14 protein-coding genes are annotated in these 17,489 nt (G+C 67.7%); 4 read left to right on the top strand and 10 right to left on the bottom strand.

Annotation, left to right across the window (positions count from 1 at the left end; translation table 11 throughout):
* Positions 1-80: 80 nt before the first annotated feature.
* The 3 genes from V3391_RS00245 to V3391_RS00235 all read left to right on the top strand — a co-directional run bounded on the left by V3391_RS00245 (position 81) and on the right by V3391_RS00235 (position 3,669).
* Complete coding sequence (locus V3391_RS00245) at positions 81-2,126, top strand: NADPH-dependent 2,4-dienoyl-CoA reductase (RefSeq protein WP_332076413.1); 2,046 nt, start codon at positions 81-83, stop codon at positions 2,124-2,126.
* A gap of 372 nt (positions 2,127-2,498) precedes the next feature.
* Positions 2,499-2,978: a cell wall hydrolase gene (locus V3391_RS00240; protein WP_332076412.1), complete on the top strand. Its 480-nt coding sequence runs from the start codon at positions 2,499-2,501 to the stop codon at positions 2,976-2,978.
* Positions 2,979-3,054: 76 nt separating this feature from the next.
* Entirely contained in the window at positions 3,055-3,669 is a 615-nt protein-coding gene (locus V3391_RS00235; protein ID WP_332076411.1) for a glutathione S-transferase family protein, read from the top strand.
* 66 nt (positions 3,670-3,735) lie between these two features.
* On the opposite strand, the gene V3391_RS00230 is transcribed toward V3391_RS00235, so the two are convergent.
* The 6 genes from V3391_RS00230 to prpB form a co-directional block, all read right to left on the bottom strand.
* Positions 3,736-4,251 carry a hypothetical protein gene (locus V3391_RS00230; RefSeq protein WP_332076410.1) on the bottom strand — a complete coding sequence of 172 codons (516 nt, stop codon included), beginning with the start codon at positions 4,249-4,251 and terminating at the stop codon, positions 3,736-3,738.
* Between the two features lie 151 nt (positions 4,252-4,402).
* Positions 4,403-5,599 (bottom strand): 2-methylaconitate cis-trans isomerase PrpF, encoded by a 1,197-nt coding sequence (gene prpF / locus V3391_RS00225; RefSeq protein ID WP_332076409.1) that lies wholly within the window; start codon positions 5,597-5,599, stop codon positions 4,403-4,405.
* A 13-nt stretch (positions 5,600-5,612) separates the two neighbouring features.
* Positions 5,613-6,182, bottom strand: a complete 570-nt coding sequence (locus tag V3391_RS00220; protein WP_332076407.1) for a 2'-5' RNA ligase family protein — start codon at positions 6,180-6,182, stop codon at positions 5,613-5,615.
* A 4-nt stretch (positions 6,183-6,186) separates the two neighbouring features.
* A complete protein-coding gene (gene acnD / locus V3391_RS00215; protein WP_332076406.1) occupies positions 6,187-8,784 on the bottom strand; it encodes a Fe/S-dependent 2-methylisocitrate dehydratase AcnD in 2,598 nt (865 codons plus the stop codon).
* A gap of 73 nt (positions 8,785-8,857) precedes the next feature.
* A complete protein-coding gene (gene prpC, locus V3391_RS00210) occupies positions 8,858-10,018 on the bottom strand; it encodes a bifunctional 2-methylcitrate synthase/citrate synthase (RefSeq protein WP_332076405.1) in 1,161 nt (386 codons plus the stop codon).
* A 52-nt stretch (positions 10,019-10,070) separates the two neighbouring features.
* The gene (prpB, locus tag V3391_RS00205; protein WP_332076404.1) at positions 10,071-10,958 is read right to left on the bottom strand and encodes a methylisocitrate lyase; all 888 of its coding nucleotides are present in this window, start codon (positions 10,956-10,958) and stop codon (positions 10,071-10,073) included.
* Between the two features lie 128 nt (positions 10,959-11,086).
* Here prpB and V3391_RS00200 point away from each other — a divergent pair, with 128 nt between their 5' ends.
* Positions 11,087-12,280, top strand: coding sequence for a citrate synthase family protein (locus V3391_RS00200; RefSeq protein ID WP_332076403.1), 1,194 nt, complete (start codon positions 11,087-11,089; stop codon positions 12,278-12,280).
* Positions 12,281-12,284: 4 nt separating this feature from the next.
* Here the strand turns inward: V3391_RS00200 and prpE are convergent, their stop codons facing one another.
* The 4 genes from prpE to V3391_RS00180 all read right to left on the bottom strand — a co-directional run bounded on the left by prpE (position 12,285) and on the right by V3391_RS00180 (position 17,445).
* On the bottom strand, positions 12,285-14,186 hold the full coding sequence (gene prpE, locus V3391_RS00195) for a propionate--CoA ligase (RefSeq protein ID WP_332076402.1): 1,902 nt from the start codon (positions 14,184-14,186) through the stop codon (positions 12,285-12,287).
* A 148-nt stretch (positions 14,187-14,334) separates the two neighbouring features.
* Entirely contained in the window at positions 14,335-15,321 is a 987-nt protein-coding gene (locus V3391_RS00190) for a malate dehydrogenase (protein ID WP_332076401.1), read from the bottom strand.
* 70 nt (positions 15,322-15,391) lie between these two features.
* Positions 15,392-16,591, bottom strand: a complete 1,200-nt coding sequence (locus tag V3391_RS00185) for an aminotransferase class I/II-fold pyridoxal phosphate-dependent enzyme (protein ID WP_332076400.1) — start codon at positions 16,589-16,591, stop codon at positions 15,392-15,394.
* A 104-nt stretch (positions 16,592-16,695) separates the two neighbouring features.
* Positions 16,696-17,445, bottom strand: coding sequence for a hypothetical protein (locus V3391_RS00180; protein WP_332076399.1), 750 nt, complete (start codon positions 17,443-17,445; stop codon positions 16,696-16,698).
* Positions 17,446-17,489 lie beyond the last annotated feature (44 nt).

The raw sequence follows: 17,489 nt of genomic DNA, 5'->3' as shown, positions 1-17,489 counted from the left end.
GGCCGCCTGCGTCCGCCGCGCTTGCCCGGACGTGGCTTTCCCGGCACGCTGGGCGATCCATACGCACGCGTATCCTGATCATGACGCCAGCCTCCGGCCAGCCCGTCGCCGCTTCCTATCCGCATCTGCTGGCGCCGCTCGATCTGGGCTTCACCACCTTGCGCAACCGCGTGCTGATGGGCTCGATGCACACCGGTCTCGAAGATCGCGCCGCGGATTTCCCCAAGCTCGCGCGCTATTTCGCCGAGCGCGCAGAGGGCGGCGTCGGCCTGATCGTCACCGGCGGCTTCTCGCCCGATATCGCCGGCTGGCTCAAGCCCTTCGGCGGCAAGCTGTCGTGGCGCTGGGAAACGCGGCGGCACCGTCAGGTGACCGACGCCGTGCACGGCCATGACGCGAAGATCTGCCTGCAACTGCTGCACGCCGGCCGCTATGGGTATCACCCGCTGCAGGTCGCGCCGAGCCGGATCAAGGCGCCGATCAATCCGTTCACCCCGCGGGCGCTGTCGGCGCGCGGCGTCGAACGCACGATCGATGCCTATGCGCACGCCGCGAAGCTCGCCCGCGAAGCCGGCTACGACGGCGTCGAGGTGATGGGCAGCGAGGGCTATCTGATCAATCAGTTCCTCAGCCGGCGCACCAATGCGCGCGACGACGCCTGGGGCGGCGACACCGCGCAGCGCATGCGCTTCGCGACCGAGATCGTGCGCCGGGTACGCGCGGCCGCGGGCGACGATTTCATCATCGTCTATCGCCTGTCGATGCTGGAACTCGTGCCCGACGGCTCCGCCTGGGACGACATCGTGCAGCAGGCCCGCGCGGTCGAAGCGGCCGGCGCGACGCTGATCAACACCGGCATCGGCTGGCACGAGGCGCGCGTACCGACGATCGCGACCTCGGTGCCGCGCGCCGCATTCGCCGGCGTCACCGCCAAGCTGCGCCCGCACGTGACGCTGCCGCTGGTGGCGACCAACCGCATCAACATGCCCGACGTCGCCGAGCGCATCCTCGCCAGTGGCACGGCCGACATGGTGTCGATGGCGCGGCCGCTGCTGGCCGATCCGCAGTGGGTCGCCAAGGCGCGCGCCGGCACGCCCGAGCGCATCAATACCTGCATCGCCTGCAACCAGGCCTGCCTCGACCACGTCTTCGCAAACCGCACCGCGAGTTGCCTGGTCAATCCGCGCGCGTGCGCGGAAACCGAACTCAACTACTTCCCTGCAGCGACGCCGCTGCGCGTCGCCGTGGTCGGCGCGGGTCCGGCGGGCCTCGCCTGCGCGACCGTCGCCGCGCAGCGCGGGCACGCGGTGACGCTGTTCGATGCGGCGGCCGACATCGGCGGCCAGTTCAACCTCGCCCGACGTATTCCGGGCAAGGAAGAGTTCGACGAGACGCTGCGCTATTTCCGCACACGGCTGGTCGAGACCGGCGTCGACGTGCGCCTGTCGACGCCGGTCACTGCAGACGATCTCACCGGGTTCGACGCGGTGGTGCTGGCGACCGGCGTGGTGCCGCGTGCGGTCGACTTTCCCGGCCGCGGCCATCCCAAAGTGGTCAGCTATGTGGATGTCATCGAAGGCCGCGTCGTGCCGGGCGCGCGCGTGGCGATCATCGGCGCCGGCGGCATCGGTTTCGATGTCGGCGAGTTTCTGGTCGAACATGCCGGCCAGTCGCCGAGCCTCGATACCGGCACCTGGATGCGCGAATGGGGCATCGACCCGACCTTTGAACAGCCTGGCGGCCTGGTGCCGGCCGCGCCTGCGCCGCCCGCGAGAACGCTGTGGCTGCTGCAGCGCAGTCCCGGTCGCCCGGGTGCGCGGCTCGGCAAGACCACAGGCTGGATCCATCGCAGCACGCTCAAGGCCAAGGGCGTGACCATGCTCGGCGGGGTCGAATATCTCGGCGTCGACGATGCCGGCCTGCGCATCCGCGTCGATGGCGTGGAGCAGACGCTGGACGTCGATCACGTCGTGATCTGCGCCGGCCAGGAGCCGCGTCGCGACCTCTTCGACGCGCTCCATGCCAGCGGCACGGTCGTGCATCTGGTCGGCGGCGCCGATGTGGCCGCGGAACTCGATGCCAAGCGCGCGATCGCGCAGGCGAGCCGTCTGGCGGCACATCTCTGAAGAAACCGTCGACCTGTTCAGGTTTCGGATTCGGCGACCGGGCGATGGGCTTGGGCGCCACGCGACCGCGATAAACCTGAATAGGCATCGTGAAGTCGGCGGTCCAGCCACACAAATCCCCCCGGCGCCAGTGCCCCGCATTCACGTTTGATTCGAAAAACCGGGGCTACCGTGCCGTCACTTCGTTCCGCCCCCTTCGGCGGGACACCGGCCCGACCCGCCTTCTGCGGACTTCGGTGCCCGGGCGATCAAGCGCACCACAGAGTCCGCCGCCCTCCCCAATACGCCATGCCGGTTTCCGCAGTTGTCTGCGTGTCTTCCGTAAGGAGGACGACGACGTGCGGCCCGGCGCAACGCAGCAAGGAGTCGTTGATGAAACTTGAATGGGTGATGTGGCTGGCCTCCGTGCTGCCGCCCCCCGCCGCCGATTCGCTCTGTCTGAGCACGACGGTGTATCTGGAAGCCCGCGACCAGTCCGTCCGTGGACAGGAAGCCGTCGCCGAAGTGGCCCTGCGCCGCCAGGAGAGCGGTCTGTGGGGCGAGTCCATGTGCGAGGTGGTGACCGCGCGCAAGCAGTTCGCGCCGACGATCCTGTCGCCGAACACCAGGCTCGCCAACACCAATGCCTGGACCCGCGCGGTCAGCGTGGCGCTGGAGTCGGAGCGCAACTGGGCGCTGCCGCCCGAGCAACGCCGCCAGGTGGTGCCCGGCGCGAGCCACTTCATGGCCCATGCCATCGCGGCCCCGGCCTGGCGCAGCGCGCACCAGGTGGCGACGATCGGCGACCACACCTTCCTGCGCGTGCAGTCGCTGCGCCCGGCGCGTCCGACCGCCGACAGCGAGCGCGGCTGATCCGCGCCGCGTCGCCGGCTTCCCCGCCCGCGACGCCCGGCGCATGATGGCGGCCCCGTTCAACCACCGGACCGCCATGCGCATCCTCCATACCAAGCCCGGCGCCTGCTCGCTGGCCGACCATATCGTGCTGCAGTGGATCGGCGCGCCGTTCGAAGCGCGCGTCGTCGACGCGACGCAGATGAAGGAACCCGCGTTCCTCGCGCTCAATCCCGCCGGTGCGGTGCCGGTGCTGGTGGAGGGCGACTGGGTGCTGACCCAGAACGCCGCGATTCTCAACTATCTGGCCGACAGCCATCCCGATGCGAAGCTCGGTGGCGACGGCACGCCCAAGGGCCGCGCCGAGATCAACCGCTGGCTGGCGTTGATCAATGCCGATCTGCACCCCGCGTTCCATCCGTTGTTCGGCAGCACGAAGTATCTGGACGACGCGGATGTCGTGGACCGCACGCGCAAGCATGCGATGCAGAAGATCCGCGGTCTCTATGAGCGCATCGACGCGCAGCTCGCCGGCCGCGACTACCTCACCGGTACGCGCTCGATTGCCGATCCGTATCTGTTCGTGACCCTGCAGTGGGCCAAGCGCCTGAAGCTCGATCTGGGCGGGCTCGACAACCTGCACGCCTTCGACGCGCGCATGCTCGCCGACGACGGCGTCCGCGCGGCGATGACTACCGAAGGGTTGATCTGATCGATCCGTCGAACTGGCGCGTCGCATCATGCGGCGCGGGGGTTCGATGTGCTGCGGCGGGCCTGCTTACGCTGCGCCTGTGCCGGTGTCTGCCGCGGCGCGTATGCCTGCAATGATCTCCGCGGCCACGCGCGCATCGCGCGCCTTGGTGAGCGCCGTCTGCAGCATCGGCAACAGGGCTTCGAGCGCGGCCGCATCGTCGGCGCGTTCCAGCTTGAGCTGGGTGAGATATCCGCCGACGAGACCGAGATGCGCGCGCGTCGCATCGTTCATCAGTGCATAGAGAACGAGATGGCGTTGCGCATCACTGTCGCTGCGCGCTTCGTGGATCGACGCTGCAGCATCGGCTGGATGCGGGACGCCTGCGCTCGATGCGGTGACCAGCCCGAGCGCCGCCAGTTGTTCGAGTGCATCGGCCGGCGCATGCAACCGCCGCGCAATGGCATCGAGTTCCAGCGCGCCGCGTTGACCGTCGACGAGCAACAGCAGCGAGCGCAGTGCAGCCGGCAGGCGCTGCGCACGCGTTTCGATTTCCGCCCGACCCGCGTCGGTCTTTGCGGGTACCGCGATCGCGATCTCCATCGCTTCGTCCCCTTCCACTGACGGCGTGGCCGTCCCCCGCATGGACCCTTGCACGCGGGGAGGCCTGGAACCAGTCAGACCAAGGTCGAAACCGCGACGCGCGACACGTTGGCAGTGAATGGCGTTCGACGCGCCTACGGCGCCGCAGGGATCAGCCCAGGGTGTCGCCGGGCACGCGGATCGCGCCTTCCATCAGCACGCGCGCCGAGCGCGACATGATCGCCTTCGAGACGGTCCACTGTCCGTCGACCTCGATCGCCTCCGCGCCGACGCGCAGCGTGCCCGAGGGATGCCCGAAGCGCACCGCACTGCGAGCGCCGCCACCCGCGGCCAGATTCACCAGCGTGCCGGGAATCGCCGCTGCGGTGCCGATCGCGACCGCGGCCGTGCCCATCATCGCGTGGTGCAGCTTGCCCATCGACAGCGCGCGCACCAGCAGGTCGATATCGCCGGCCGCGATGGTCTTGCCGCTCGACACCACGTGATCGCGCGGCGGCGCCACGAACGCGACCTTGGGCGTGTGCTGGCGCTTCGGCGCCTCGGAGACATCACTGATGAGCCCCATGCGCACCGCGCCGCGCGCGCGGATGGTTTCGAACATCGCGAGCGCTGCCGCATCGCCGTTGATCGCGTCCTGCAGCTCGGTGCCGGTGTACCCGATCGAGGCAGCGTCGACGAAGATCGTCGGAATGCCGGCATTGATCAGCGTCACGCGCAAGGTGCCGACGCCCGGCACCTCGAGATCATCGACGAGATGGCCGGTCGGGAACATCGCACCGCCGCCGTCGCCCTCGCCTTCGTCGGCGGGGTCGACGAACTCCAGCACGATCTCGGCCGCCGGGAACGTGACGCCGTCGAGTTCGAAATCGCCGGTTTCCTGCACCTGCCCGTCCGCGACCGGCACGTGCACGATGATGGTCTTGCCGATGTTCGCCTGCCACACGCGCACCGCGACGGTGCCGTCGCGCGGAATCCGCGAGGCATCGATGAAGCCGTTGGCGATCGCGAACGGACCGACTGCGGTGCTGAGGTTGCCGCAGTTGCCGCTCCAGTCGACGAACGCGCTGTCGATCGAGACCTGGCCGTAGAGATAGTCGACATCGTGGTCCGGCACCGACGCCGGCCCGATGATCACGCACTTGCTGGTCGACGAGGTCGCGCCGCCCATGCCGTCGGTGTGTTTGGCATAGGGATCGGGCGAGCCGATGACGCGCATCAGCAATGCATCGCGTGCGGGACCGGGCACCTGTGCGGCGGCGGGAAGGTCTTCGAGGCGGAAGAACACGCCTTTGGAGGTGCCACCGCGCATGTAGGTGGCGGGGATGCGGAGTTGGGGGCTGTAAGTCATCGTTGTTCCGTGCTCAGAAAAGCGGTACTTGAATCACGGCGCCTCGCGAAGCGGGCAGCAACGGCCAACTCGCGAGCGTCTCGTAGCGGTAAGGGTGCTCCATCCGACGGACGAGCTCTGTTCGATCGACCGTCCAAGCGACGGCAGGGAAGTGCAGCGTCCGCAGACGCTCAGGCGCGCCATAGGCAAACGTGACGTGAGGCGCATGCTGCACCTCGTCCTCGATGCCATCCACACAATCGAACGCCGCGCGCACCGCCCTCAGCATTGCGTCGAACTCCGGCGTCCTTCCTTTCGAGGATTCGAACCGCCAGTCGATCCGATCCTTAACCGTACTGACGATGCGATCGAGCGAAAGATCGAACGCATGCGCCTGAATCGCACTCCCCACCGCAATCATGCGCGTCAATTCGACCGCGTCGTCTTTGTGTCTGTTGGAGAACGACTGATGCGAATTGGCAGGATCGAAATAGCGGCGTCCTAGACGCTGCACGAGTCCAGCGGCCTCCACGATGTCCGACAGCTGCCTGACGACATCCGGTGGAGGTCGCCCCATCAGCATCAAGAAAGGATCTTTCGTCACGGCGTCACGCGACCTTCGAAGACTCCAGAAAATCCTGCGCAAACCGCTGCAGCACGCCACCGGCTTCGTAGATCGAGACTTCTTCCGCAGTATCGAGACGGCAGATCACCGGCACCGACAGCTGCGTGCCGTCATGGCGGTGGATCACCAGCGTGAGCATCGCGCGCGGGGTGCGGTCGCCTGTGACGTCGAAGGTTTCGGTGCCGTCGATGCCGAGCGTCAGGCGGGTCACGCCGGGCTGGAATTCCAGCGGCAGCACGCCCATGCCGATCAGGTTGGTGCGGTGGATGCGCTCGAAGCCTTCGGCCACGATCGCTTCCACGCCCGCCAGACGCACGCCCTTGGCCGCCCAGTCGCGCGAGCTGCCCTGGCCGTAGTCGGCGCCGGCGATGATCACCAGCGGCTGCTTGCGGTCCATGTAGGTCTCGATCGCCTCCCACATGCGCACAACCTGGCCGTCCGGCTCGATGCGCGCCAGCGAGCCCTGCCGCACGGTGCCGTCGACGATCGCCATCTCGTTGACGAGCTTCGGATTGGCGAACGTGGCGCGCTGCGCGGTCAGATGATCGCCGCGGTGGGTCGCGTAGGAATTGAAGTCCTCCTCCGGCACGCCCATCTTCGCGAGGTACTCGCCGGCTGCGCTGTCGGCCATGATCGCGTTCGACGGCGACAGGTGATCGGTGGTGATGTTGTCGCCGAGCACCGCGAGCGGGCGCATGCCGGTCAACGTGCGCGTGCCGGCCAGCGCACCTTCCCAGTACGGCGGACGGCGGATGTAGGTACTCATCTCGCGCCAGTCGTACAGCGGCGCGACGCGCTCGCCGGTATCGACGTGGAGCTTGAACATCGGGCCGTAGACGGCGCGGAACTGCTCCGGCTTGACGCTGGCCTTGACCACCGCGTCGATCTCTTCATCCGAAGGCCAGAGATCCTTGAGCGTGACCGCGTTGCCATCGTGGTCGATGCCGAGCACGTCCTTCTCGATGTCGAAGCGCACGGTGCCGGCGATCGCATAGGCGATCACCAGCGGCGGCGACGCGAGGAAGGCCTGCTTGGCGTAGGGATGGATGCGGCCGTCGAAATTGCGGTTGCCGCTGAGCACGGCGGTCGCGTACAGGTCGCGGTCGATGATCTCCTGCTGGATCGCCGGATCCAATGCGCCGCTCATGCCGTTGCAGGTGGTGCAGGCGAACGCAACGATGCCGAAGCCGAGCTGCTCGAGATCCGGCAGCAGGCCGCTCTCCTCGAGATACAGCTGCACGGCCTTGGAACCGGGCGCCAGTGAACTCTTGACCCATGGCTTGCGCGTGAGGCCGCGCGCATTCGCGTTGCGCGCCAGCAGCGCGGCGGCGATGACGTTGCGCGGGTTCGAGGTGTTGGTGCAGCTGGTGATCGCGGCGATGATCACCGCGCCGTCGGGCATCGTGCCCTCGGTCGGCATCTCCCACGCGCCGGCGATGCCGCTGGCGGCGAGATCGCTGGTCGCCACGCGCTTGTGCGGGTTCGACGGGCCGGCCATGTTGCGGACCACGCTCGACAGGTCGAAGTGCAGCGTGCGCACGTACTCGGCGCTGGCCAGCGCATCGGCCCACAGCCCGGCGGCCTTCGCATAGGTTTCGACCAGTGCGACCTGGGTGTCCTCGCGACCGGTCAGGCGCAGGTAGTCGAGCGTGTTGTCATCGATGAAGAACATCGCCGCGGTCGCGCCGTACTCGGGCGCCATATTGGAGATCGTCGCGCGGTCGCCGACCGACAGCGCAGCCGCGCCGGGTCCACGGAATTCCAGATACGCACCGACCACCTTCGACTTGCGCAGGAACTCGGTCAGCGCCAGCACGACATCGGTCGCGGTGATGCCGGGGCCGGGCCGGCCTGCCAGTTCGACGCCGACGATCTCCGGCGTGCGCATCCACGACGCGCGGCCGAGCATGACGTTCTCGGCTTCGAGACCACCGACGCCGATCGCGATCACGCCCAGCGCATCGACGTGTGGCGTGTGGCTGTCGGTGCCGACGCAGGTGTCCGGAAACGCGACGCCGTCCTGGACGTAGACCACCGGCGACATCTTCTCCAGATTGATCTGGTGCATGATCCCGTTGCCCGGCGGAATCACCTCCACGTTGTGGAACGCGAGTTTGGTCCAGTCGATGAAGTGGAAGCGGTCGGCATTGCGGCGGTCTTCGATCGTGCGGTTCTTGGTGAATGCATCCGGATCGTAGCCGCCGCATTCCACCGCCAGCGAATGGTCGACGATCAGTTGCACCGGCACGACCGGATTGACCTTCGCCGGGTCGCCGCCCTGGTCGGCAATCGCATCGCGCAGACCGGCCAGATCGACCAGCGCGGTCTGTCCAAGGATGTCGTGGCAGACCACGCGCGCCGGATACCACGGGAAGTCGATGTCCTGCCGCAGTTCGATCAGCTGGCGCAGCGCATCGTCGAGCTGCGCCGGTTCGCAGCGCCGCACCAGATTCTCGGCGTGCACGCGTGCGGTGTAGGACATGCGGTCGTACGCGCCGGGCGCGAGGGCTTCGACGGCCGCACGCGCGTCGAACCAGTCGAGTTGCGTGCCGGGAAGGGGTTTGCGGTGCTGGCTGTTCATGGCTGGCTTCAACAATTCCAAAGGAGCGGAAACGCGAGGTCCCCGCGCATGCGGGGACCGGTGCAGGACGGCGTTATGTGCGCTCGGCGATCGGCACGAACGCCTGGTCCTCGGGGCCGGTGTAGTGCGCGCTCGGACGGATGATCTTGCCGTCGATGCGCTGCTCGATGACGTGCGCGCTCCAGCCGGCGGTGCGTGCGATGACGAACAGCGGGGTGAACATCGCGGTCGGCACGCCCATCATGTGGTAGCTCACCGCACTGAACCAGTCGAGGTTCGGGAACATCTTCTTGATGTCCCACATCACCGTCTCCAGACGCTCGGCGATGTCGTACATCTTGCGACTGCCCGCCTCGTCCGACAGCTCCTTCGAGACCTGCTTGATCACCTCGTTGCGCGGATCGCTGACGGTATAGACCGGATGGCCGAAGCCGATGATCACTTCCTTCTTCTCCACGCGTGCCTTGATGTCGGCTTCCGCTTCGTCGGGCGTGTCGTACCGCTTCTGCACTTCGAACGCGACTTCGTTCGCGCCGCCGTGCTTGGGGCCGCGCAGCGCGCCGATGCCACCGGTGATCGCGCTGTGCATGTCGCTGCCGGTGCCGGCGATGACGCGACAGGCGAAGGTCGAGGCGTTGAACTCGTGCTCCGCGTACAGGATCAGCGAGGTGTGCATCGCCTTGACCCAGGACTCGCGCGGCTCGTGGCCATGCAGCAGATGCAGGAAGTGCCCGCCGATCGAATCGTCATCGGTTTCGACGTCGATCGCGCGGCCGTTGTGGCTCCAGTGGTACCAGTACAGCAGCATCGAACCGAGGCAGGCCATCAGCTTGTCGGCGATATCGCGCGCGCCCGGATGGTTGTGGTCGTCTTTCTCCGGCTGCACGCAGCCCAGCACCGACACGCCGGTGCGCATGACGTCCATCGGATGCGCCGACGGCGGCAGTTCCTCGAGCGCGGCCTTCACCGCCGCCGGGATGCCGCGCAGGGACTTCAGCTTGGCCTTGTAGCCGCGCAGCTCCGCTTCGGTCGGCAGCTTGCCGTGGACCAGCAGATAGGCAATTTCCTCGAACTCGCTGGTGCGCGCGAGATCGAGAATGTCGTAGCCGCGGTAATGCAGATCGTTGCCGCTGCGGCCGACGGTGCACAGCGCAGTATTGCCGGCGGCCGTGCCGCTGAGCGCGACGGACTTCTTCGGCTTGAAACCGGGGGCGGTGGTGGCGGTGTCGCTCATCTGGAATCTCCGTTGGATGCCCGCAGGCACGGATGAAAAAATCGGGAGTGGCTTACTGCTTGTTCGATGCGAACAGCGCGTCGAGGCGCTGTTCGAATGCGTGATAGCCGATGCGCTCGTAGAGTTCCTCGCGGGTCTGCATCGCGTCGACGACGCTCTGCTGGTGGCCGTCGCGGCGCACGGCGGCGTAGACGTTCTCGGCGGCCTTGTTCGCGGCACGGAATGCGGACAGCGGGAACAGCTGGATCGCGACACCGGCCGAGGCCAGCTCGTCGCGGGTGAACAGCGGCGTCTTGCCGAACTCGGTGATGTTGGCCAGCACCGGCACCTTCACCGCATCGACGAAGCGGCGATAGGTGTCGAGGTCATAGGCGGCCTCGGCGAAGATGCCGTCGGCGCCGGCTTCGACGCAGGCGACCGCGCGTTCGATCGCAGCGTCCACACCGTCGACCTGGATCGCATCGGTGCGCGCGATCAGGAAGAAATCGGGATCGGTCTTCGCATCGGCCGCGGACTTGACCCGGTCGACCATCTCACCCTGTGACACGATCTCCTTGCCCGGACGATGGCCGCAGCGCTTGGCACCGACCTGGTCTTCGATATGGCACGCCGCCGCGCCCGCCTTGATCAGAGACTTCACGGTGCGCTCGATGTTGAACGCGCTCGCGCCGAAGCCGGTGTCGATGTCGACCAGCAGCGGCAGGTCGCAGACATCGGTGATGCGGCGCACGTCGATCAGCACGTCTTCGAGCGTGTTGATGCCCAGATCCGGCAGACCCAGCGAGCCCGCGGCGACGCCACCACCCGAGAGGTAGATCGCCTGGAAGCCGGTGCGCTTGGCCAGCAATGCGTGGTTGGCGTTGATCGCGCCGATCACCTGCAGCGGCGATTCGGCGGCGAGCGCGGCGCGGAACTTCGCGCCTGCGGAAAGCGTGGTCATGGGTGCGACTCCGGAGCTGCGGTGTACCGCGATGGCGTGCAATCTGGCACCATCCGAATGGTTGATCAATCTTGATCGAATCAATCAATACATCGGGGTTCACTGTGAATGCGAACGATGGCGACCTGATGTCCGCCGCCGAAGCCTGCGCGGCGCTCGGCATCAGTACCGCGACGCTCTACGCCTACGTCAGCCGCGGCCTGCTGAAGTCGCGCCCCGGCGCCGACCATCGCAGCCGCGTGTACCTGCGCCAGGACGTCGAGCGTCTGACCCAGCGCAAACGCGCAGGCCGCGGCGCGGCGCGCGGCGCGGCGCAGAGCCTCGACCGCGGCCTGCCGGTAATGGAGACACGGATCTCGCTGATCCGGCCCGACAGTCCGTATTACCGCGGACGTTCCGCGGTCGCGATGGTCCGCAGCGGCGCCACGCTCGAAGACACCGCGCGGCTGTTGTGGGATTGCGGCGATGCCGATCCCTTCGACGCCGCGACCGGCGACTGGCCCGCGCGCGTCGCCGCGATCGCCGGCGATGCCACCCTGCCGCCGATCGAACGTGCGATGGCCGCGATCCCGCTGCTCGCACCGGATCTGCGGCATTCGCTGAGCGCCGCACCTGCGGCCAAGCGCGGCGTCGCGGCCACATTGCTGCGCCAGAACGCGGCGTTGCTGGTCGCCGGCACGCCGGATGCGCGCCCCGTCCACGTACTGCTCGCCGATGCATGGCGTCCCGGCGACGCGGCGTTCGCCGATCTCGTGCGCGCGGCGCTGGTGCTGTGCGCGGACCACGAACTCAACGTGTCCGCCTTCGCCGCGCGTGTGGTCGCGTCCACCGGCGCGCATCTGCACGCGACGGTCTGCGCGGGACTCGCCGCGCTGTCGGGCCCACGCCATGGCGGCGCGACGGCGCGCGCGCATGCGCTGATCCGCGAGGCCTGCGATGCACCCTCGCCCGCTGCCTTCGTCGCCGAGCGCTGGCAACGCGGCGACGACCTGCCCGGCTTCCATCACGTGCTGTATCCCGACGGCGATCCGCGGGCGGCCGAAGTGCTGGCGATGCTGCGCGCCCGTCATGCGGGCGATGCACGCATGCAGCAGGTCGAAGCGGTGCTCACCTCCGCGGCCGAGACCAGCGGCCGCCATCCGAATATCGACGGCATGCTCGCGGCGATCTGTTTCGTGCACGGACTGCCGGCCACGCCGGCGCTGTGCATGTTCGCCGCCGGCCGGCTCGCCGGCTGGCTGGCGCACGCGCTGGAGCAGCAGGAACTCGGCATGCTGATCCGCCCGCGCGCGCACTACACCGGCGTCGCGCCGGCAGATTGAAGGCTCAGCCGGCGTCTGCGCCCCGCGCGAGAACGCGGCGCACTTCCTCCAGCGCATTCGGATCGTCGAGCGTCGAGAGATCTCCCGGATCACGTGATTCCGCCAGCGCCTGCAGCGAACGCCGCAACAACTTGCCCGAGCGCGTCTTCGGCAGCGCATTGACCACGTAGACCCGCGCCGGGCGCGCGACGGCGCCGAGCTGGTCGGTGACGGTACGCATCATCTCGCCCGCGGTCGCGTGCTGCGCATCCGCATCCGCCGATGCCTGCTTGAGCGTCACGAACACGATCGGCACCTGGCCCTTCAATTCGTCGGCGACGCCGATCACCGCGGCCTCGGCGACGGCCGGGTGGCTGGACACCGATTCCTCGATCTCGCGCGTGCCCAGGCGATGGCCGGCGACGTTGATGACGTCGTCGGTGCGGCCGAGGATGAAGGTGTAGCCGTCCTCGTCCTGGATCGCCCAGTCCAATGAGCTGTAAACGAGCTCCTTGAAGTGCGAGAAGTAGCTCGACAGGAAGCGCTGATCGTCGTTCCACACCGTGGTCATGCAGCCGGGCGGCAGCGGCGGCTGGATCACCAGCACGCCCTTGGTGCCGGGTGGGACGCGTTCGCCGGTGGCTTCGTCGATCACGCGCAGGTCGTAACCCGGCGTCGGCAGTCCGGGGGAGCCGAACTTCACCGGCTTGAGTTCGACGCCCGGCATCAGCGCCAGCACCGGCCAGCCGGTTTCGGTCTGCCAGTAGTTGTCGATGATGGTCGTGCCGCCGAGGCCGGTGCTGATCCAGTTCGCCGTGGGCTCGTCCAAGGGCTCGCCGGCGAGGAACAGGTACTGCAGCTTCGACAGGTCGTACTGCTTCAGGAATTTCGGGTCCTGCTTCTTCAGCACGCGCACTGCGGTCGGCGAGGAGAACATCGTGCGCACGCCGTAGTCGGCGCAGATCTTCCACCAGATGCCGCCGTCGGGATGGATCGGCAGGCCCTCGTAGAGAATCACCGTCGCGCCTGCGATCAGCGGGCCGTAGACGTTGTACGAATGCCCGACCGCCCAGCCCACGTCGGACGTGGTGAACATCACCTGCCCCGGGCGGATGTCGTAGATCGACCACATCGACAGCGCCATCGCGACCGCATAGCCGCCGATGTCGCGCTGCACGCCTTTCGGCTTGCCGGTGGTACCGGAGGTGTAGAGCAGATAGCTCGGTTCGTTGGACTCCAGCCACTCCACCGGCACATCGGTGCCGGCGTGCTGCGCGCGGAGCGTCGCGTAATCGATGTCGCGCCCGTCGAGGCGCGCATAGCCGGGATCGAGCCCGCGATCGACGATCAGCACGTGCGGCGGTGGGGATTGCGCTTCCGCGCACGCGGCGTCGACCAGCGGCTTGTACGGAATGACCTTGCCGCCGCGACTGCCGGCATCGGCGGCGATCAGCAGCGCGGGCTTCGCATCGTCGATACGCAGCGCGAGGTTGTGCGCGGCGAAACCGCCGAACACCACCGAGTGCACTGCGCCGATGCGCGCGCAGGCCAGCATCGCGAACGCGGCCTCGGCCATGTTCGGCATGTAGATGACGACGCGGTCGCCGCGCCCGACGCCGAGCGCTTTAAGTACTGCAGCGAAATCGTTGACCTCGCGGTACAGCTGCGCGTAGGTGATCTCGCGCGTCTCGTTCGTTTCGGTCGAGATCGCGACGAGCGCGAGCTGGTCGCCGCGCGCGTCGAGATGCCGGTCGACGGCATTGAAGCAGAGGTTGGTCTCGCCGCCGACGAACCACTTGCGGAACGGCGGATTCGAATAGTCGAGGATCCGGTCCGGGGTTTTGTGCCAGTGGATCGCCTGCGCCTGCTCGCCCCAGAACCCTTCGGGATCTTCGATGGAGCGGCGGTGGAATTCCTCGTAGCCCATGACGACCCTCCGGTTGCGGATTCCCGAGGCTAGTCCGCGCGTGGCCAGGATGCGTTACGACAATGGTCTACACCGCGCGGGAATCCACGCGCGCGCCCACGAAAAAGCCGGGCACAAGGCCCGGCTTTTTCTCGACGCGCTGCAGGGCTCAGGCCAGCAGATGCGCCACGCCGCTGCGCTCTTCCTCGAGCTCGGCCAGCGTCTTGTCGATAGCCTTCTGGCTGAAGTCGTCGACTTCGATGTCCTTGACCAGCGTGTACTCGCCGTTCTCGGTGGTCACCGCGAAGCCGAAGATCACGCCTTCCGGGATGCCGTAGCTGCCGTCGGACGGCACGCCCATCGTCACCCACTTGCCGTTGCTGCCCAGCACCCAGTCGTGGATGTGGTCGATGGCGGCGTTGGCGGCCGACGCGGCCGAGGACAGGCCACGCGCTTCGATGATCGCCGCGCCGCGCTTGCCGACCTGCGGAATGAACGTGTTGGCGTTCCAGTCGGCGTCGTTGACCTTGTCCTTCAGGTTCTGGCCGTTCGCGGTCGCGAAGCGGTAGTCCGGGTACATGGTCGGGCTGTGGTTGCCCCACACGATCAGACCCTCGATGTCGCCCACGGCCACGTCGGCCTTGGTCGCCAGCTGGCTCAGCGCGCGGTTGTGGTCGAGGCGCAGCATCGCGGTGAAGTTGCGCGGGTTGAGGTCCGGCGCCGACTTCATGGCGATGTAGGCATTGGTGTTGGCCGGGTTGCCGACCACCAGCACCTTGACGTCACGCGAGGCGACCTTGTTCAGCGCCGCTCCCTGGGCGGTGAAGATCTTGGCGTTCTCGAGCAGCAGATCCTTGCGCTCCATGCCCGGGCCGCGCGGGCGCGCGCCGACCAGCAGGGCGATGTCGGCGTCCTTGAACGCCACTTCCGGATCGTCGGTGCCGACGACATCGGCCAGCAGCGGGAACGCGCAATCCTCGAGCTCCATGATCACGCCCTTCAGCGCGGCCTGTGCCTTGTCGATCGGCAGTTCGAGCAGCTGCAGGATCACCGGCTGGTCCTTGCCCAGCATTTCGCCGGAGGCGATCCGGAACAGCAGCGCATAGCCGATCTGGCCGGCAGCGCCGGTCACGGCAACACGGACGGGCTTCTTCATCGTCATTCCTCTCGTATCAAATCGAACGGTACGTGGGTGGGAAACAACCGGCGGGCGAAGGCTGGCCGGCTCAGGTCAGTTCCGCGAAGAATTCGCGGATCCGGGCGAGTCCCGGCGCGAGCTGCGCTTCGGGACAGGTGTAGCTGATGCGCAACGCGCGCGGCTCGCCGAACGCCGAGCCCGGCACACAGGCCACGCCCTTGGCTTCGAGCAGCGCATTGCACAGGTCGACGTCGTTTTCGATGCGCAGGTCGCCATGCGACTTGCCAAACGCGACGCTGATGTCGGGAAACACGTAGAACGCGCCGGCAGGCTTCGGGCAGACCACGCCCGGGATCTCCGCCAGCGCGGCCATCACCAGGTCGCGGCGCGCCTGGAATTCGGCGCACTTCGCCGTCGGCACGTCCTGCGGGCCGGACAGCGCGGCGACCGCGGCGGCAGTGACGACTTCCGGCACATTGGTGATGTGGTTGGAGTTCATCGTCGCGAAGGCTTTCGCGACATTCTCCGGCCCCGCCAGCAGGCCGACGCGCCAGCCGGGCATGCCGTAGGTCTTGGACAGCGAGTCGACGAAGATCGTGCGCTCGCGCAGCTCGGGCCGCGCCTGCACCACGTTGTGGTAGCCGATACCGTCGAAGACCATGCGGTTGTAGATGTCGTCGGTGACGATCCACGTGTCGGGATGGCGCACCAGCACGTCGGCCAGCGCGGCGATCTCGCTGCGCGTGTAAACCATGCCGGTCGGGTTCGACGGATTGTTGAACAGGAAGACCTTGGGCTTGCGCGCCAATGCGGCATCGAGCTGCGCCGGGGTGAGCTTGTAGTCCTGTTCGGGCGGGCACGGCAGCAGCTGGATGTCGGCGCCGACGATCTCGGCGATGTCCAGGTACGTCGTCCAGTACGGCGTGGCGAATGCGAAGCCGTCGCCCTCGTCAAGCAGCACTTCGGCCAGCGTGTAGAGGATGTGCTTGGCGCCGATGCCGCTGGCGCAATGCGCGCGGGTGTAGCCCGGCAGGCCGATGCGATCGAGATGGCCGATGAACGCGTCGAGCAGCGCATCGCTGCCGCGGTTGCTGCCGTACTGGCCGCTGTCGTGGTCGAGCGCCTCGCGCGCGGCCGCATACACATGCGGGCCGGGCAGGAAATTCGGCACGCCGATCGAGAAGCTGATGATGTCCCGGCCTTCGGCCTTCAGGCGCTTCGCCTTTTCGGCGACCTGCATGATGGCGCTGGGCTTGGCGCGAGCGGTCCGCGCGGCGAGCTGGGGCATCGGAGGAATCTCTTCTTGAAGCGTCGGGAATGCGGCGGAAGCGCTGATTTTCGGCGGCAGATGGTACCACGCAGCCCTGTGGCGACCGCCGGCGCGGCGTGGCTTCAGAGGTAGTCGAGCACGTCGCCGAGGTCGTAGTTCTCGTCGAAATAGGTCTGCCATTGCGCATAGGCCTCGCGCAGGCACTCGGGCGTCTTGCAGGCATCGAGCTGCTGGACGACCGCGGCCGCCGTACGGTCGCCGTCGGGGTACCGCGCCGACAGTTCGACCAGCTGCGTGCGCATTCCGCGGTCGAGTTCGGCGAACTCGCTCTGGCTGCAGGCCAGTGTCGCCCGCAGGCTGCCCGCCGGTGCATCGCCGCCGCACGCGACCGCCTCGGGCAGCACCGTGCTCTGGCGGACTTCCAGCACGATCGCCTGCCGGTCGCGATCGGTCAGCCGGCGCACGAAGCCCAGCGTTTCGGTCTGGCCCTGCGCCCAGGTGACGCGCAGGTGGAAGCCCTCGCCGGATGCCGCGTCCTGCACCTTGCGCAGGGTCACGGTCTCGTCGGGGCCATTCTCGCGGGTGACGTGGAAGGCCAGGGTCTGGTTGTCGACATCGACATCCTCGACCGTGCCGGCGAGCCAGCGGCCGTCGCGCAGGATGCGCAGGTCCCCGGCGCTCAGCCATTCGATGGCGTAGATCGTTTCGGCATCGTCGCCGCTGGAAACGCCGGTGCTCCAGATGCCTTCGAGGCTGCGCTCGAGATCCTGCGCCTGCGGCGTGGCCGCAGTCTCCGGGCCGACGCCGTCGATGTCGGGATCGGGCGCGGACGGCCCGCACCCTGACAGCGCGCCGACGCCCAGCGCCAGCACCAAACCACACCACCACCTGCTGCTCGAGGTCATTCCATCCCCCA

This window comes from Luteimonas flava, from assembly GCF_036584485.1.
In the GTDB taxonomy this organism is placed as follows: domain Bacteria; phylum Pseudomonadota; class Gammaproteobacteria; order Xanthomonadales; family Xanthomonadaceae; genus Luteimonas; species Luteimonas flava.
Note: the sequence above shows the minus strand (reverse complement) of the source record. Positions and strands in the feature narration are given on the sequence as shown.

Excerpts from the sequence above, each read along its gene's own strand:
- V3391_RS00185 (WP_332076400.1), bottom strand. The coding sequence starts at position 16,591 with ATGCCCCAGCTCGCCGCGCGGACCGCTCGCGCCAAGCCCAGCGCCATC.
- prpB (WP_332076404.1), bottom strand. The coding sequence starts at position 10,958 with ATGACCACGCTTTCCGCAGGCGCGAAGTTCCGCGCCGCGCTCGCCGCC.
- V3391_RS00230 (WP_332076410.1), bottom strand. The coding sequence starts at position 4,251 with ATGGAGATCGCGATCGCGGTACCCGCAAAGACCGACGCGGGTCGGGCG.
- V3391_RS00190 (WP_332076401.1), bottom strand. The coding sequence starts at position 15,321 with ATGAAGAAGCCCGTCCGTGTTGCCGTGACCGGCGCTGCCGGCCAGATC.
- prpC (WP_332076405.1), bottom strand. The coding sequence starts at position 10,018 with ATGAGCGACACCGCCACCACCGCCCCCGGTTTCAAGCCGAAGAAGTCC.
- V3391_RS00240 (WP_332076412.1), top strand. The coding sequence starts at position 2,499 with ATGAAACTTGAATGGGTGATGTGGCTGGCCTCCGTGCTGCCGCCCCCC.
- V3391_RS00235 (WP_332076411.1), top strand. The coding sequence starts at position 3,055 with ATGCGCATCCTCCATACCAAGCCCGGCGCCTGCTCGCTGGCCGACCAT.
- acnD (WP_332076406.1), bottom strand. The coding sequence starts at position 8,784 with ATGAACAGCCAGCACCGCAAACCCCTTCCCGGCACGCAACTCGACTGG.
- prpF (WP_332076409.1), bottom strand. The coding sequence starts at position 5,599 with ATGACTTACAGCCCCCAACTCCGCATCCCCGCCACCTACATGCGCGGT.
- V3391_RS00245 (WP_332076413.1), top strand. The coding sequence starts at position 81 with ATGACGCCAGCCTCCGGCCAGCCCGTCGCCGCTTCCTATCCGCATCTG.
- V3391_RS00200 (WP_332076403.1), top strand. The coding sequence starts at position 11,087 with ATGTCCGCCGCCGAAGCCTGCGCGGCGCTCGGCATCAGTACCGCGACG.
- prpE (WP_332076402.1), bottom strand. The coding sequence starts at position 14,186 with ATGGGCTACGAGGAATTCCACCGCCGCTCCATCGAAGATCCCGAAGGG.